15 protein-coding genes are annotated in these 14,413 nt (G+C 72.7%); 5 read left to right on the top strand and 10 right to left on the bottom strand.

From position 1 onward, the window contains the following. Position 1: 1 nt before the first annotated feature. The 4 genes from JGR68_RS12575 to JGR68_RS12560 form a co-directional block, all read right to left on the bottom strand. Positions 2–1,171: an ABC transporter permease gene (locus JGR68_RS12575; protein ID WP_199362371.1), complete on the bottom strand. Its 1,170-nt coding sequence runs from the start codon at positions 1,169–1,171 to the stop codon at positions 2–4. A 27-nt stretch (positions 1,172–1,198) separates the two neighbouring features. Beyond that, a complete protein-coding gene (locus JGR68_RS12570; RefSeq protein ID WP_199362370.1) occupies positions 1,199–1,891 on the bottom strand; it encodes an ABC transporter ATP-binding protein in 693 nt (230 codons plus the stop codon). A gap of 145 nt (positions 1,892–2,036) precedes the next feature. After that, on the bottom strand, positions 2,037–3,284 hold the full coding sequence (locus tag JGR68_RS12565; RefSeq protein WP_199362369.1) for an efflux RND transporter periplasmic adaptor subunit: 1,248 nt from the start codon (positions 3,282–3,284) through the stop codon (positions 2,037–2,039). A gap of 121 nt (positions 3,285–3,405) precedes the next feature. Next, entirely contained in the window at positions 3,406–3,630 is a 225-nt protein-coding gene (locus JGR68_RS12560) for a hypothetical protein (protein ID WP_199362368.1), read from the bottom strand. A 372-nt stretch (positions 3,631–4,002) separates the two neighbouring features. On the opposite strand from JGR68_RS12560, the gene JGR68_RS12555 reads away from it, so the two are divergent. From JGR68_RS12555 to JGR68_RS12535, 5 genes are all read left to right on the top strand, one after another. Beyond that, positions 4,003–4,917, top strand: a complete 915-nt coding sequence (locus JGR68_RS12555; protein ID WP_199362367.1) for an ABC transporter ATP-binding protein — start codon at positions 4,003–4,005, stop codon at positions 4,915–4,917. Beyond that, positions 4,917–5,690 carry an ABC transporter permease gene (locus JGR68_RS12550; protein ID WP_199362366.1) on the top strand — a complete coding sequence of 258 codons (774 nt, stop codon included), beginning with the start codon at positions 4,917–4,919 and terminating at the stop codon, positions 5,688–5,690. Before JGR68_RS12555 ends, JGR68_RS12550 begins: the two co-directional genes overlap by 1 nt. Before the next feature lie 66 nt (positions 5,691–5,756). After that, complete coding sequence (locus tag JGR68_RS12545; protein WP_199362365.1) at positions 5,757–7,619, top strand: CIA30 family protein; 1,863 nt, start codon at positions 5,757–5,759, stop codon at positions 7,617–7,619. A gap of 18 nt (positions 7,620–7,637) precedes the next feature. Then, the gene (locus JGR68_RS12540) at positions 7,638–8,882 is read left to right on the top strand and encodes a sensor histidine kinase (protein ID WP_199362364.1); all 1,245 of its coding nucleotides are present in this window, start codon (positions 7,638–7,640) and stop codon (positions 8,880–8,882) included. Next, positions 8,879–9,481 (top strand): response regulator transcription factor, encoded by a 603-nt coding sequence (locus JGR68_RS12535; protein ID WP_199362363.1) that lies wholly within the window; start codon positions 8,879–8,881, stop codon positions 9,479–9,481. The genes JGR68_RS12540 and JGR68_RS12535 overlap by 4 nt, the downstream gene beginning before the upstream one ends. A 64-nt stretch (positions 9,482–9,545) precedes the next feature. Here JGR68_RS12535 and JGR68_RS12530 read toward each other — a convergent pair whose 3' ends face one another. Genes JGR68_RS12530 through JGR68_RS12505 form a run of 6 tightly spaced genes read right to left on the bottom strand, consistent with a single transcriptional unit; the run spans position 9,546 to position 14,408 of the window. Beyond that, the gene (locus JGR68_RS12530) at positions 9,546–10,973 is read right to left on the bottom strand and encodes a leucyl aminopeptidase family protein (RefSeq protein ID WP_199362362.1); all 1,428 of its coding nucleotides are present in this window, start codon (positions 10,971–10,973) and stop codon (positions 9,546–9,548) included. Beyond that, positions 10,970–11,716 (bottom strand): HAD-IA family hydrolase, encoded by a 747-nt coding sequence (locus tag JGR68_RS12525; protein ID WP_199362361.1) that lies wholly within the window; start codon positions 11,714–11,716, stop codon positions 10,970–10,972. The genes JGR68_RS12530 and JGR68_RS12525 overlap by 4 nt, the downstream gene beginning before the upstream one ends. An 18-nt stretch (positions 11,717–11,734) precedes the next feature. Continuing rightward, complete coding sequence (locus tag JGR68_RS12520; RefSeq protein WP_199362360.1) at positions 11,735–12,874, bottom strand: AI-2E family transporter; 1,140 nt, start codon at positions 12,872–12,874, stop codon at positions 11,735–11,737. Between the two features lie 15 nt (positions 12,875–12,889). After that, positions 12,890–13,432 carry a protein sip-5 gene (locus tag JGR68_RS12515; RefSeq protein ID WP_199362359.1) on the bottom strand — a complete coding sequence of 181 codons (543 nt, stop codon included), beginning with the start codon at positions 13,430–13,432 and terminating at the stop codon, positions 12,890–12,892. A 10-nt stretch (positions 13,433–13,442) separates the two neighbouring features. Then, positions 13,443–14,000, bottom strand: a complete 558-nt coding sequence (locus tag JGR68_RS12510; RefSeq protein ID WP_199362358.1) for a phage holin family protein — start codon at positions 13,998–14,000, stop codon at positions 13,443–13,445. Between the two features lie 45 nt (positions 14,001–14,045). Continuing rightward, positions 14,046–14,408 carry a hypothetical protein gene (locus JGR68_RS12505; protein WP_199362357.1) on the bottom strand — a complete coding sequence of 121 codons (363 nt, stop codon included), beginning with the start codon at positions 14,406–14,408 and terminating at the stop codon, positions 14,046–14,048. Between the last annotated feature and the right edge of the window lie 5 nt (positions 14,409–14,413).

Here is a 14,413-nt window from a genome sequence, read left to right as displayed (position 1 = left end):
GTCAGCGGCCCGCGAGGGCGTCGACGATGTTGAGGCGCATCGCGCGGATCGCCGGCAGGGCGCCGACCAGGAGGCCGATCGCCAGCATCAGCGCGAGGCCCAGCAGCCAGCTCTCCAGCCCGACCGGCGGCAGGTTGACCAGTCCGCCGCTGGCGGCGGTGGCCGCCTTGCCGATGACCGCGGCCAGGCCGAGTCCCAGCACGCCGCCGATCACCACCATCAGCATCGATTCCGCCAGCACCATCATCAGCACGCTGGTGCTGGTGAAGCCGATGGTCTTGAGCACCGCGAGTTCGGAGGTGCGCTCGCGCACCGCCTGCGCCATGGTGTTGCCGGTCAGCAGCAGCAGGGTGAAGAACACCGCGCCCATGATCGAGCCGACGATCAGGCCGATGTCGGCCATCTGCTTGAGCTGGGAGGCCATCGCCGCCTGCTCGCTCATGGTCTTGGTCTCGTGCGGCGAGTTGGCCGACAGCGCGTCGATCGCCTTGGCCGCGGCGTCGCTGCGGCGCACGTCGGAGACGCGGCTGATGTACCAGCCCACGTCGCCGTCGATGTACGGCGACGACTCCTCGAAGTAGTCGTAGTGCATCAGGATCAGCGAGTCGGTGAAGCCGCCACCGGCGCCGCCTTCCTTCGCGCGCAGCACGCCGGCGATGTCGAAGGCCCAGTCGAGCGTGCCGTCGCTGTTGGGATAGATGGTCGACTGAAGCGGGATGCGCTGGCCGACTTTCCAGTCGAAGCGCTTCATCATCGCCTCGCCCACCAGCATGCCGGTGCGGTTGCGCTTCCAGTCCTCGAGCTGGGCCGGATCGACCGCGATCTCGGGATAGAGCTCCAGGTAGTTCGGCGCCACGGCGAAGGTGAAGAGCTGGTTCTTCGGGTCCTGGTAGGCGCCGCCGAACCAGTTGGCGTGGGTCACTGCCTCGATGTTGTCGATGGTGGCGATGCGCGACTGCAGCGAGATCGGCAAGGTCTCGATGAAGGACAGCTTCGACGCGGTCTGCAGGCGCTGCGCGCCATCCGCGTTCTGCCCGAGCTGGGCGAAGCTGGTGCGGATGCCGTCGAGCAGGCCGAACAGCAGGAACGCGGCCACGATCGAGGCCAGCGTCAGGAAGGTGCGGGTCTTGCGCCGGAACAGCGCCGCCCAGACCAGATGGAAGTACTTCATGGCGACCTCCTCGGGTGGCCGGCGCGGTCAGGCCGCGTGCGACTGCTGTTCGACCAGCACGCCCTTGTCCAGGTGCAGGGTGTGGCTGGCGTGTTCGGCGGCCTTCGGGTCGTGGGTGACCATGACGATGGTCTTGCCGTGCTCGCGGTTGAGCTCCTGCAGCAGGCCGAGGATCTCCTCGGCCGACTGCCGGTCGAGGTCGCCGGTCGGCTCGTCGCAGATCAGCAGCGTCGGGTCGGAGACGATCGCGCGGGCGATCGCGACGCGCTGCTGCTGGCCACCGGACAGTTCCGCCGGCTTGTGCGAGACGCGGTCGGACAGGCCCACCAGCTCGAGCGCGATCTGCGCATTGCGCTTGCGCTGCGCGCCGCCGAGCCTGGTCAACAGCAGCGGCAGCTCGACGTTCTTCTGCGCGCTGAGCGCCGGCATCAGGTTGTAGAACTGGAAGACGTAACCCACGTGCTGGCTGCGCCACGCGGCGAGCTGCCCGGCGCCCATGCGGTCGATGCGCTGGCCGGCGACGTCGATCTCGCCGCTGGTGGGCGCGTCCAGGCCACCGATCAGGTTCAGCAGCGTGGTCTTGCCCGAGCCCGACGGGCCCATCAGCGCGACGAAGTCACCGGTCGCGATGTCGAGGTCGAGGCCGTGGAGCACGTCGACCTTCTCCGGCCCGCGCTGGTAGGACTTGGTGAGGTTGCGGATCGATACCAGGGTGGTCATCACGATGCTCCGGTGGAAGTAGTGGATGCGGTGGACCCGAACGCCGTTGTAGGAGCGGCTACAGCCGCGATCGGGATCTGGCCATCGCGGCTGTAGCCGCTCCTACAGGTCAGGCGAGGTGTCGAATGCGGGTGTCTGGCGGAAACTAGCGATCAGCCAGGGTGACCTGGTCACCATCCGCCAGGTCATCAGGTGGATCGAGCACAACGGATTCGCCCGGCGCCACGCCCGACAGCAGGATGCGCTGGCCGCCCGCGGCGCCGCCGGTGCTCACGTCGCGGCGTTCGGCCACGGCGTCGCCACCGCTGCCGGCGACCACGAACACCACGTCGCCGCCGTCGCGCGCGGCGACCGCCGCCTCCGGCACCCGCACGCCGCGCGGCGCGTCGTCGCCTTCGCCGGCCTCGGGGGCGCGTTCGAGGAAGCTCACGGTGACGCCCATGTCCGGCACGATCCGCGGGTCCTTTTCCTTCAGCGCCACGCGCACCTTGACCGTCGCCTTGCCGCGGTCGGCGGTCGGGATGATCGCGATCACCTCGGCCGGGATCTTCCAGTCGGGATAGGCGTTGAGCGTGGCTTCGACCGGCATCGCCGGCTGCACGCGGCCGATGTAGGCCTCGCCCACGTCGACCTCGACCTCGAGCGAGTCCATGTCGACGATCGTGCCGATACCGGTTCGGGTGAAGCCGCCGCCGGCCGACAGCGGCGACACGATCTCGCCCGGCTGTGCCGCCTTGGCGATGACCACGCCGGCGAACGGCGCGCGCACCACGGTGTTGTCGACGCCGATGCCGCTGATGCGCAGCTGCTGGCCGGCCACCTGTGCGTTCCGGCGTGAGGTGGCGAGCTGGGCGCGCAGCGATTCGCGCTGGGCCACGGCCTGGTCGTACTGCGCGCGTGAGACCAGCTGCTGTCCAACCAGGCTCGACAGACGCGTGGCATTCGCCTCCGCTTCGACCAGCTGCGCTTCGACCCCCGCGATCTGGCTGCGCGCGGCATCGACCTGGGCGCGGGCCAGCGCGTTCTGGGCGTCCGCATCGATCGGATCGAGCGTGGCCATCACCTGGCCCTCGGCCACCGCCATGCCTTCCTCGATCAGCACCTCGCGCACGCGGCCGGTGATCTTCGACGACACGGTGGCCATGCGCCGCGCGACCACGTAGCCGCTGGCGTCGAGCACGGAGGCCGCGGCCGCACCGCCGCCGGTGGCCACCGCGTCGGCGGTGCGCACCTCGACCGCGCGCGTGCCGCCAGCCAGCGCCCAGGCCAGGGCTGCGAGCGCCGCGAGCATGGCGGCCACCGCAAGCCCGATCCACGGGCCGCGTCGCGACGGCGGGGGCGTCGGCTGGCGGTCGATGCGCAGTTCCTTGAGCAGGTCGGCTTTTGTGTTCATCTCGGCATGGGACCAGGAAAGGGGATGGAGTGTGACCGCACGTGTCGCGGCGTCGCGCCACTTTCGCTGCGCGCGGCCGGCGTGTCACCTGAGGAGTGTCATGCGTTCCGGTGCGCGGCCTTTAGTCCGCGCGCAGGGCGTCGATCAGCCGCCCGCCCGCCAGGCGCCAGGTCGGCAGGAGTGCACTCAGCAGGCCCAGCGCCAGACTGTAGGCCATGACCGTGGCCCACAGGGCGGGCGTGATGGCCAACGGTGCCTGGATGGCCAGGCTGCCGGCCGAGGTGCCGAATACCCGCCCGGCCACGGCGAGCGACATCGCCGCGAGTGCAAGGACGGTGGCAACCATGCAGGCTGTCGGAGCCGCTGCCCACGTGCGCCAGCACGGGCGGGTCACCCTGTTGCAGGCGGGCCTCGATGGCCGCCGCGAGCTCGGCCAGCGCCCCAGCGGGTCGCGTGCGAAGCCGTGCAGCGCGGAGGGCGAACGGCGCCAGGCCTCCACATCGGCCGGGCTGATCCGGAGCCCGTGCAGTCGCCGCGCGGGGTGGTCGCCTCCCCAGCCGTTGAGCGTGGCGATGCCGGTGCGTGGAGACGGGCGGCAACGCACGCGGCGGGCCCGCGTGCAGCGACGTGACGCCTGTCATGTTGGATGGGTGATCGCGGCGACTGATCCCGGCGGCCGCGGCTTCCTAGTCTGTGGGCACACCGAGGAGGACGCCCCATGGACCATCCGTTCGACGCGCCGCTGGCGCGCCTGCACCACGCCACGAAGCGCTATGGCCAGTCGGTCGCGCTCGATGGCGTCGACCTTGAACTGCGCGCAGGCCAGGTGCTGGCGCTGCTCGGCGCGAACGGCGCCGGCAAGACGACCGCGATCTCGCTGCTGCTGGGCCTGGCCGCGCCCGATGCCGGCGAGGCACGCCTGTCCGGCCGCGATCCGCGCGAGCTTGCGGCGCGCCAGGGCGTGGGCGTGATGCTGCAGTCCGGCGCGCTGGCCCCCAACCTGAAGGTCGCCGAGCACCTCGACCTGGTCCGCAGCTACTACGCCGATCCGCTCGACGTCGCCACTTGCGTGGAGATCGCCGGACTCGACGGCCTGCTCGGGCGCCGCTACGGCCGGCTCTCTGGCGGGCAGCAGCGCCGCGTGCAGTTCGCGCTGGCAATCTGCGGCCGCCCGCGCGTGCTGTTCCTCGACGAGCCGACCACCGGCCTCGACATCGAGGCGCGCCAGGGCCTGTGGCGCGGACTGCGCGCGCTGGTCGCCGACGGGACCTCGGTGCTGCTGACCACGCACTACCTGGAGGAGGCCGAAGCCCTGGCCGACCGCGTCGTGGTCCTGGCCGGCGGCCGCGTGGTCGCGGCGGGCAGCCTCGACGAGGTGCGCGCCCGCGTCGACCAGCGCCGCATCCGCTGCGTCACCGTGCTGCAGGCCGCCGAGGTCGCGCGCTGGCCCGGCGTGCGATCGGCGAGCAGCGAGGAGGGTCGGCTGGAGGTGCTGGCCGGCGCCGCCGAGGACATCGTGCGCCGGCTGCTGGCCGCGGACGCCGCGCTGTCCGACCTCGACGTCAGCCGCGCCGGCCTCGCCGAGGCCTTCCTCGAAATCACCCGCGATGCACCGCTGAAGGAGGCTGCTTGATGAACACCCTGGCCCACGCAACCCCGGCGACAGGCAGGCACTCGCTGCTGCGCGCCCGCCTGCTCGAGGCGAAGTACGAATTCCTCGGGCTGCTGCGCACGCCGATCTTCGCGCTGCTGACGCTGCTGTTCCCGCTGATGTTCTACCTGCTGTTCGGCGTTGCGATGAACCGCGGCGGCAATGTCGGCCAGTACCTGCTGGCGACCTATGGCGTGTTCGGCGTGATGGGCGCCGCGCTGTTCGGCTTCGGCGTCACCGTGGCGATGGACCGCGACCACGGCCTGCTCGCGCTCAAGCGCGCGCTGCCGGTGCCGCCGGGCGCCTACCTGATGTCGAAGATGGCGATGGCGCTGCTGTTCTCGGCGATCGTGTCGCTGCTGCTGGCGGTGACCGCGTCCACGCTGGCCGGCGTGTCGCTCGCGCCCGGGCAGTGGCTGGGGCTGTGGCTGGTGCACGTGGCCGGTGCGCTGCCATTCTGCGCCATCGGCCTGTACATCGGCACGCTCGCCAGCGGCTCGGCGGCACCGGTGGTGGTCAACCTGGTCTACCTGCCGCTGTCCTTCCTGTCCGGCCTGTGGCTGCCGCTCTCGGCGCTTCCGGATGCGCTGGCCAGGCTGGCGCCGGTCTGGCCGTCCTATCACCATGCGCAGCTGGCGCTGAAGGTGGTGGGGATGGACGCCGGACAGCCGGTCGCCATGCACGTCGGCGTGCTGCTGGTGGTGACCATCGGGTTCTTCGTCCTGGCGCACGCCCGGCTGTCGCGACGTGGCTGAGCCGGCGCCACGCCGACGACGCTTCCGCCCTGAGAGTGATTTGCACGCCTTCCAAGGAGTCCTGCCATGAACCGCATTCCTGAAGTCCTCGCCGCCAGCGCCATCGCCGTCGCCATCGCCGGCGCCGTGGTGTGGGCGCAGCCATCGCGTCCAGCGGTCCCGGAATCCGCGGCCACCGCGCCCGTCACCCTTCCTTCCGGTGGCGAAAGCGCGGCCTTCGCCATCTCCGGCGTGCGCGTGTTCGATGGCGAACGCGTGCTGCCGAACGCGAACGTCATCGTCCGCGACGGCCGCATCGAAGCCGTGGGCGCCGGAGTCGCGATCCCCGAAGGCCTCGCGGTCGTCGAGGGCGCCGGACGCACGCTGCTGCCGGGCTTCATCGACGCGCATACCCACAGCTGGGGCGATGCGCAGCGCGACGCACTGCGCTACGGGGTCACCGCCGAGCTCGACATGTTCGGTGACTGGAACCGCATCCCGGCGCTGCGCGCACAGCGCGAATCGCTCGCGGCCACCGCGCTCGCCGACCTGTGGACGGCCGGCGCGACGGTCACCACCGCGGGCGGCCACGGCACCCAGTTCGGCATCGCGGTGCCGACGCTGGCGCCCGGCGACGATGCCGGTGACTTCGTCGCCGCGCGCGTGGCGGAGGGCTCGGACTACATCAAGCTGATCGTCGAGGACTTCAGCACGCATTCGGCCGAGCGCCGGCTGCCGACGATCACGCCGGCCCAGGTCGCCGCGGCGATCGCCGCCGCGCAGGCCGGGGAGCGCCTGGCCCTGGTGCACGTCGCCTCGCAGGCGGATGCGCTGCACGCGGTCGGATCGGGCGCGGACGGGCTGGTGCACGTCTTCCACGACGCGGCCGCCTCGCCGGCCTTCGTCGCCGCGGCGAAGCAGGCGGGCACCTTTGTCACGCCGACGCTGTCGGTGATCGCGGGCTTCGCCCAGGACGGCAGCGGCGCCGCGCTGGCCGACGACGCGCGGCTGTCGCCGTGGCTCGAGGCCGGGCAGCGCGACGGCCTGGCGGCGACGTTCCCGGGTGCGCCGCGTCCCGAGGCGCTCGACAACGCGCTGCGCAGCGTCGCGGCGCTGCATGCCGCCGGCGTCGACATCCTCGCCGGCACCGACGCCGGCAACCCGGGCACCGCGCACGGCGCCAGCATCCACGGCGAACTCGCCCTGCTGGTGCGTGCGGGCCTGACGCCGGGAGAGGCGCTCGCCGCCGCGACCTCGGTGCCCGCGCGCCGCTTCGGGCTTGCCGATCGCGGCCGGATTGCATCCGGATTGCGCGCCGACCTGGTGCTGGTCGAGGGCGACCCCACCGCGGACATCGCCGACACGCGCGCCATCGCCGGGATCTGGAAGAATGGCCATGCCGTGCCGCGCCCGCGCGTAGAGCAGGCCGCGGGGGCGCCGGTGATCAGCGCCGGCGCGCTGGTGGCCGACTTCGAGGACGGTGGCACCGGCGTGCGCTTCGGCCACGGCTGGCAGGTGACCACCGACGCGATGGCGGGTGGCCATTCGGTCGCGACCCAGGAAGCCGTCAGCGGCGGGGCGTCCAGCTCGCGCGGTGCGCTGCGCGTCTCAGGTGAGATCCGCCCGGGCTTCGCCTTCCCCTGGGCCGGCAGCATGTTCCATCCCGGCGCGCAGCCGATGCAGCCGGTCGACGCTTCGGCGCGCAGCGAGCTGGTGTTCCAGGTGCGCGGCGATGGCCGGACCTACCAGGCGATGCTGTTCTCGGGCGCGTCGCCGCAGGCGATGCCCGCGATGCAGTCCTTCACCGCGGGCCCGGAGTGGAGCGAGGTGCGCATCCCGCTGTCGGCCTTCGCCGGTGCCGACCTGGCCACGCTGCGCGCGGTGGCGATCACCGCGGGCCTGCCCGAGGGCGGCTTCGAACTGGTCATCGACCAGGTGGAGCTGCGCTGAGTGGGGCATCATCGCGCCATGTTGCAGGCAGGTGTCCGAGGCAAGGCGCAGGGGGGCTGGCGCGCGTGGTTCGCGCCGGCGCCCGATTCGCTGATGGCGGCGACGCTGCGGCTGGGACGGCCGCAGTGGACCGAATGGGTCCACCTGATGTGGACGCTGTGGGTCTTCATCACCCCGCTGTTCGCGCCCGGTGGCTACACGCTGCGCTGGCTGCTGCTGACCCTGGCCTCATACCCGCTGTTCGTCTGGCTGTACGCGATGGCGCTGCTGCAGCCGCAGCGCGTGGCCCCGCGCTACGCGCTGGCGATGGTGGCGCTCAGCGTCGTGCTGCTGCCCTGGTATCCGTCGGGAATGAGCTACTTCATCTTCGGCTGCGTGATGCTGCGCACCTGGCGCACGGCGACGCTGCGCGACTACCTGCTGGTGCTCGGGGCCCTGGGCGCCGGGTTCGTCGCGCTCGCGTTGTGGATCGGCTATCCGTGGCAGGCGCTGGTGTGGCTGCCGGTGGTGACGATCATCGTGGCGATGGTCGTCCACGCCGAGCACGTCGGCCAGCACAAGGACGCCGCGCTCCGGCTGTCGCACGACGAGGTGCGCAGGCTTGCCGGACTGGCCGAGCGCGAGCGCATCGGCCGCGACCTGCACGACCTGCTGGGCCACACGCTGTCGCTGGTGGCGCTGAAGTCCGACCTGGCCGGGCGCCTGGTGGAGCGCGACCCGGCGGCGGCGCGCCGCGAGATCGACGCGGTGAGCCACGTCGCGCGCGAGGCGCTGGCGCAGGTGCGTTCGGCGGTGAGCGGCATCCGCGCTGCCGGCATCGCGGCGGAACTGGCGTCGGCCAAGCTGCTGCTCGAGTGCGAGGGGGTGTCCCTGCGCCACGACTGGGACGAGCGCGGCCTGGCCGGCGACGCGCTGCCTGCGCCGGTCGAGAACGTGCTGGCGCTGGTGCTGCGCGAAGCCGCGACCAACATCCACCGCCACGCACACGCGCACCGGGCCGAGGTCGCACTGCGTCCGCAGGGCGACGGCGTCGTGCTGCGCATCAGCGATGACGGCCGCGGCGGGGCGATGGCGCCGGGCAACGGACTTGCCGGCATGCGCGAGCGCGTCGAGGCGCTGGGTGGCCGGCTGACGGTGGAGTCGGTGCGCGGTCGCGGCACCGTGCTCGAAGCCTGGCTGCCGCTGCACGGCCACGAGGTTGCTGGCACCAGCGCGCTGGACACGCACGGTTCGGACAAGCCCGATGCGGGAGCGCGGGCGTGATCCGCATCGTGCTCGCCGAAGACCAGGCCATGCTGCGCGGTGCGCTCGCCGCGCTGCTGGCGCTCGAGGACGACCTCGAGGTCGTAGGCACCGCCGGCGACGGCGAGGAGGCCTGGCGCGAGCTCCAGCGCCATGTGCCCGACCTGCTGGTGACCGACATCGAGATGCCCGGGCTGACCGGCCTCGAGCTCGCCCAGCGCATCCAGCGGCACGGCCTGGCGACGAAGGTGGTGATCGTCACCACCTTCGCCCGCGCCGGCTACCTGCGCCGAGCGCTGGACGCCGGCGTGCAGGGTTACCTGCTCAAGGATGCGCCGGCCGAGCAGCTGGCCGCGGCGCTGCGCCGCGTGCAGGCCGGCGGCCGGGCGATCGATCCGGAGCTTGCGCTCGAAGCCTGGTCCGAAGCCGACCCGCTCAACGAACGCGAGCGCCAGGTGCTGCGCCTGGCCGGCGAGGGCCAGTCGGCGGGCGCGATCGCCGCCGCCCTGGGCCTGTCCCAGGGCACGGTGCGCAACTACCTGTCGGAGGCCATCGGCAAGCTCGGCGTCGGCAACCGCATCGAGGCCTATCGCCTGGCCCGCCAGAAAGGCTGGCTGTAGGAGCGCTATCGCCCCGATGGCCGCGCCCGCCGCGGGTGCTGCCCGCAAGCTGCTGTGGGAGCGGCTAAAGCCGCGATTGCCGCGCCCTCGCTGGATCGGAACCGTCAGCCGGTGCAGGAACGCCTGCGCGGGCCTTCAGCATCGCGTAGGCGGCGCGCAGCCCCAGGGCTTCGCCGCCGGCCGGGCGGCCCGGGCGGTCGCTGTCGTTCCAGGCGTAGGTGTCGAGGTGCGCCCAGGGCATGCCCTTGGGCACGAAGCGCTCCAGGTACAGCGCGGCGGTCACGCTGCCGGCCATCTTCGAGCCGGCGTTGGCCATGTCGGCGACCTTGCTGGTCAGGTAGCGCAGGTACGGCCGCCACAGCGGCATGCGCCACAGCGGGTCGCGCACCTGCATGCCCGCGTCCAGCCACGCCTGCGCCAGCGCGTCGTCATTGCTGAAGAGCGCCGGCAGGTCCGGGCCGAGCGCGATGCGCGCGGCGCCGGTCAGGGTGGCGAAGTCGAGCACGAGGTCGGGCACCTGTTCGCCGGCATAGGCCAGCGCGTCGCCCAGGATGACGCGGCCCTCGGCATCGGTGTTGTCGATTTCGACGCTGACCCCGGTGCGGGTGGCGATCACTTCACCGGGCCGGAAGGCGTCGGGACCGATCGCGTTTTCCACCGCCGGCACCAGCAGGGTGATGCGCAGCGGCAGGCGGCGGGCCATCACCAGTTCGGCCAGCGCGATCGCGTGCGCGGCGCCGCCCATGTCCTTCTTCATGTTGCGCATGCCGTCGGCGGGCTTGATGTCCAGGCCGCCGGTGTCGAAGCACACGCCCTTGCCGACGATGGCTACGTGCGGATGCGAAGCATCGCCCCAGCGCAGGGCCAGCAGTCGCGGCGCGCGGTGCGAGGCGCGGCCCACGGCGTGGATCGCGGGGAAGTTCTGCGCCAGCAGGTCGCCGCCGGTGATGGCGGTGAGGCCGGCGCCATGTACCTGTGCAATGGCGCGCGCGACGTCCTCGAGTTCGTCCGGCCCCATGTCCTGGGTGGGCGTGTTCACCAGGTCGCGCACGCGCACGGTCGCAGCGAGCACGTCCAGCGTTTCCGCATCGAGCTCGGCCAGCGCCAGGCGCGCACGCACCGGCTTCGCGTCGCGGTAGCGGGTGAAGGCATAGCTTCCCAGGCCCCAGCCGAGCTGCAGCGCGCGCAGCGCCTCGGCCGCGGACTCGCCCGCCGGCGCCCAGTCGCCGGCCGGGAGTGCGCGTGGCGCATGGGCATAGGCGCAGGGGTCCTGCGCGTCGCCGATGCCGATCACCGCGGCCGCGGGCGCGCCATCGCTGCCGGGGATGACCAGGCAGCTGCCGGCCGAGGCGTCGAAGCCGTGCGCCGCCAGCCAGGCGGCCACCGGCGCCGGCTGTCCGGCACGCCAGGCCTCGAGGCCGCCCGCGTCGACCACGTGCAGCGGACGTGCGCCGGTGGTGCCGGCGGGGGCGTAGCAGGGGGGAAGGTTCATGCGTGGGAGCTCCGTATGGATGCGGCGGGCGCGGGCAGGGTCGCGTCCAGCCAGTCGGCCAGTCCGGCCAGGGAATCGAAATGCAGGTCCGGTTCGACCTCGGCGTGGCGCCAGGCCGCGCGCAGGCCGTCGTCGCCGGCGCGGTTGATCCAGCAGCTGCGCAAGCCCGCCCGCGCGGCACCGGCGACGTCGGCCTCGGGATGGTCGCCGACGTGCAGCACTTCGCCCGGCGGCGCGTCCAGCTGCGCGCAGGCGGCCAGGAAGATCGCGGGGTCGGGCTTGGCGCGACCGAAGCTGCAGGCGCTGAGCTGCGCGCTGAACAGGTGGTCCAGCCCGATGCGCGCGAGGTCGGCGTTGCCGTTGCTCAGCGCCGCAACCGGCAGCCGCGCGCTGATCCGCTCGAGCGCGCCGATGGCGTCGGGATAGCACTCCACGCGGTTGCGCTCGGCGAAGAACGCCTCGTAGGCCGCACCGGCCAGCGCCACGTCGCCGCCGCTCTCGCGCAGCGCGGCTTCCAGCGTCAGCCGGCGCAGCGCCGACATGTCGTGGGCCAGCGCCGGGTACTCATCCGCGACGCGTTCGCGCAGGGCGCGCATCGCCATGACCGGGAACATCGCCGCGGTAGCCGGGCTGTGCGCGCGCATCCAGTCGTCGAGCACGCGTTCGATGCGCACGCCGATCGGCGCGAACGGCCAGACGGTGTCATCGAGGTCGAGGGTGATGGCGCGGACGGCGAAGGCCATGCCGCCATTGTAAGGCGGCTACTCGAGCAGCCGGGCCCAGCCGTGCATGCCGTCGATCCGCGCCAGCACGCGCTTCACGCAGACCAGCAGCGGCACCGCCAGCAGCAGGCCGACGATGCCCCAGACCCAGCCGAACAGCACCAGCGCCAGGATCAGCACCAGCGGCGACAGCTGCATGCGCTGGCCGAGGACCAGCGGCGTTACCAGCTGGCCTTCCAGCGTGTGCAGGCCGAGGTAGATCGCGGCCGGCAGCAGGGAGGGGCCGACTTCGTCCCAGGTCACGAAGCCCATCGCCAGCATCAGCGCCACGCCAATGGCCGGGCCGACATAGGGCGCGAAGTTGAGCAGGGTCGCGATCGTGCCCCAGAGCAGCGCCTCCGGCACCTCCACGCCCAGGGCGAAATGCAGCACCGCGGCCAGCAGAAGGCCGACGGCGGCGTTGATCAGGGTGATGGTGAAGACGTAGCGGGACAGGTCGCGCTCGATCGCCTGCATGATCTCGACGGTGATCTTCTGCCGCTGGCGCGTCGGCAGGAGCGCGATCGCGCGCCGCTGCAGGTCTTCGCCGAAGACCATGAAGAAGAACGTCAGCAGCACCACCGCCAGCACGCCGCCGAGTGCCTTGGGCGCCCGCGTCAGGAGGGCGTAGGGATCGTCGGGAACCGTGCGCACCACCTCGACCTTGCGCCCGCCCTCGCCGCTGGCCTGGCGCGCGATGTCTTCGGCCACGCGGTTGGCCTCGTGCACCGGCTTGACCAGCTCGCTCAGCTCGCGACCGACCTGGCGCATCTGCCGGGGTGCCTCCTGCATCCAGTCGACGGCCGGCGCCAGCAGCTGCTGGCCGAGGAGCCCGGCGCCGGCGATGCCTCCGACCAGGACCAGGAGCGCAGCCAGGGCACGCGGCACGTACAGCCGCCGCAGGCCACGGATGACCGGGTTGCCGACCAGGGCCAGGAACATCGCCAGCAGCACCGGCAGCACGACGCCCTGCGCGGCCCACAGCGTGTAGCCGACCGCCAGGATCGCGAGGACGACCACGGCGCCCGGCGCGCGCGGGCGCGGCGGGACCGGCGGTGCCGCGGGCGGCGGGGGAGCGGGACCTCCCGGGTCGACATCCGCGGCGGAGGGAACGGGACTCGCGTCCGGACTGGCACCCATGGGGAAAACGGCGCCTCAGCGCCGTTCGGAGACTTCGGTGGCGGCTTCGGCCGGGCGCGGCGGGGACTCCCAGCTCGGATCGGGCACATAGCGGCGCGCGCTGGGCGACATCGGTGAAGCCGCCGGCGGAACCGCTGCCGGCACCGCCGTGGCCGCTGCGGTCGCCGCGGCCGATGCGCGCGCGGCAGCGGCGACATCCGCCGGCACCTTGGCACCGGGCGGCATCCCGCCGGCGACCGCGGCCGCATCGCCGGCATCCTCGGCCGCCTCCTTGGCATCGGATGCCGCGAACGCCGCGTGCACGGTGCCCGCAAGGCCTGCCAGGCTGGTCGCCAGCTGCAGCCAGCGGGCCGGCTGCACGCCGGCGATCGCCCGGCCAGGCTGTGCCCAGCCGGCGAGGAAGCCGGCCGCCAGGCCGGCGACCATGATCCGGGGCGGTGACCAGGTGTCGCGCCAGCAGCCGCCGAACACGCGGAAATCGGCGGCGACCTGGCGCTCACGCGCCTCCAGCGCGTCCTCGGCACGCGCGACCTTGGCCTGCAAAGCTTCGAAACTCATGTCCATGGCCTCATGGGGGCGTCTTGCCTTCGGCACGCGCGTCTTCGCGCACCACGGGTTCCGCGGCGCGGGCCGAGGCGGGCGAGCCGGGCGGCGGCATCAGGTCGGCAAGCTCGCCGATGCCCAGCCGTGCCAGCTGGCGGCGCGTGGCCTTGAGCCGCGTGTGTTCGAAATAGTCGGTGGCCTTCTGCAGCGCGAGCCAGGCGCCCAGCAGGCTGAGCAGTCCGCAGCCCGCCAGTGACATCCACCACGGCAGCCCGAACTGGTTGCTCAGCACCACGATCAGCGCGGTCATCAGCAGCAGCCAGGCCGAGACGCCGAACATCACCGAGACGCCGGCGAAAACCGCGCTGCGCCCGGCCGCGCTGCGGGCCAGCGAGACATCCGCCGCCAGCAGCTCTCGCAGCGCCTTGGCCGCATCGCCGGCGGCCCCGATCCCGGCCTTGCCGCTGTCGCGGAGGCCGCGCAGCGACTCGGCCAGGTCGGGTGCCGGCGGCGGGGCCGGTTCCGGTCTGCCAGGCGGCAGCCCGCCAGCGGGCGGCGTGCCGGGTGGCAGGCCGCCCGGCAACGGGCCCGCCCGGCCGGACGCGGGTGGCGTCTGTGGCTCCACGTCTTAGCGGTCGCCGCCGCGGGCGAGCTTGGCGATGATCCAGCCGGCCGCGAACGCGGCGCCGAACGACGCGATCGGACGCTCGCGGATGAGGTCGGCGGCGCTGTCGATCAGGTCGCGGCCCTTTTCCATCAGCTGGTCGACCTGCTCGCTGCCGGCGGCGGTGGCCTCCTCGAGCGCGGACAGGGCGGCCACCGAACCATCGGCCAGGTCGGCCTTCAGGTTGGCGCGCCCGAGGCGGATCTCCTCGCCCGCGGCGGACGCGGCGCCGCGCACGGCCTCGGCGGTATCGCTCGCGGCCTGCTTCAGGTGGCCGCCGGCTTCGGACAGGTTGGTCTTCAGGTTGTCGGTATGGGTGGGGCTCATCGTGT

This window comes from Luteimonas sp. MC1750 (genome assembly GCF_016615955.1).
GTDB lineage: Bacteria > Pseudomonadota > Gammaproteobacteria > Xanthomonadales > Xanthomonadaceae > Luteimonas.
The sequence above is the reverse complement of the archived record's forward strand: the minus strand, read 5'-3'. Positions and strand labels throughout refer to the sequence as shown.

Excerpts from the sequence above, each read along its gene's own strand:
- JGR68_RS12520 (WP_199362360.1), bottom strand. The coding sequence starts at position 12,874 with ATGGGTGCCAGTCCGGACGCGAGTCCCGTTCCCTCCGCCGCGGATGTC.
- JGR68_RS12565 (WP_199362369.1), bottom strand. The coding sequence starts at position 3,284 with ATGAACACAAAAGCCGACCTGCTCAAGGAACTGCGCATCGACCGCCAG.
- JGR68_RS12550 (WP_199362366.1), top strand. The coding sequence starts at position 4,917 with ATGAACACCCTGGCCCACGCAACCCCGGCGACAGGCAGGCACTCGCTG.
- JGR68_RS12570 (WP_199362370.1), bottom strand. The coding sequence starts at position 1,891 with ATGACCACCCTGGTATCGATCCGCAACCTCACCAAGTCCTACCAGCGC.
- JGR68_RS12515 (WP_199362359.1), bottom strand. The coding sequence starts at position 13,432 with ATGAGTTTCGAAGCTTTGCAGGCCAAGGTCGCGCGTGCCGAGGACGCG.
- JGR68_RS12560 (WP_199362368.1), bottom strand. The coding sequence starts at position 3,630 with ATGGTTGCCACCGTCCTTGCACTCGCGGCGATGTCGCTCGCCGTGGCC.
- JGR68_RS12530 (WP_199362362.1), bottom strand. The coding sequence starts at position 10,973 with ATGAACCTTCCCCCCTGCTACGCCCCCGCCGGCACCACCGGCGCACGT.
- JGR68_RS12540 (WP_199362364.1), top strand. The coding sequence starts at position 7,638 with ATGTTGCAGGCAGGTGTCCGAGGCAAGGCGCAGGGGGGCTGGCGCGCG.
- JGR68_RS12525 (WP_199362361.1), bottom strand. The coding sequence starts at position 11,716 with ATGGCCTTCGCCGTCCGCGCCATCACCCTCGACCTCGATGACACCGTC.
- JGR68_RS12555 (WP_199362367.1), top strand. The coding sequence starts at position 4,003 with ATGGACCATCCGTTCGACGCGCCGCTGGCGCGCCTGCACCACGCCACG.
- JGR68_RS12575 (WP_199362371.1), bottom strand. The coding sequence starts at position 1,171 with ATGAAGTACTTCCATCTGGTCTGGGCGGCGCTGTTCCGGCGCAAGACC.
- JGR68_RS12505 (WP_199362357.1), bottom strand. The coding sequence starts at position 14,408 with ATGAGCCCCACCCATACCGACAACCTGAAGACCAACCTGTCCGAAGCC.
- JGR68_RS12545 (WP_199362365.1), top strand. The coding sequence starts at position 5,757 with ATGAACCGCATTCCTGAAGTCCTCGCCGCCAGCGCCATCGCCGTCGCC.